1 pseudogene is annotated in these 441 nt (G+C 63.9%); it reads left to right on the plus strand.

Going from position 1 to position 441, the window contains the following annotated elements:
• Positions 1 to 441 (plus strand): annotated as a pseudogene (locus DNK49_RS24270) (bacteriophage T4 gp5 trimerisation domain-containing protein); the annotation flags it as partial.

The following is a 441-nucleotide window of genomic DNA, read 5'->3' on the forward strand; positions in this document are numbered from 1 at the left end:
CGGCCGTTGATCACGGGCCGGGTCTACAACGCCGCCCACATGCCGCCGCTCGATCTCCCGAAATTCCGGCTGCGCAGCGGAATCAAGACGCGGTCGGTGCCGCTGAAGACGGGCGACAAGGACAAGTTCCACATGATGCGGTTCGACGACACGGCCGGCAAGGAACAGCTCCTGCTGCGCAGCCAGGGCCGCACCGACGTCACATCGTTCGGCACCTACTACGAAACCGTGCATTCGAACCTGCATTCGCTGATCGGCGGCAAGAACCCCGACACCGGCGAATCGGGCGGTTCCCTGTTCCTGACGGTGGGCGGCGAATACGACCAGCACATCATGAAGGACCGCTACGAAGGCGTGGACGGCAAGTATCAGCTCAGCGTCAAGGGCGACACGGTCTTCGACCTGCAGGCGAAGTACGACACCATCGTCGGCACCGGCGCC

The organism is Parazoarcus communis SWub3 = DSM 12120 (assembly GCF_003226565.1).
Classification (GTDB): Bacteria; Pseudomonadota; Gammaproteobacteria; order Burkholderiales; family Rhodocyclaceae; genus Parazoarcus; species Parazoarcus communis.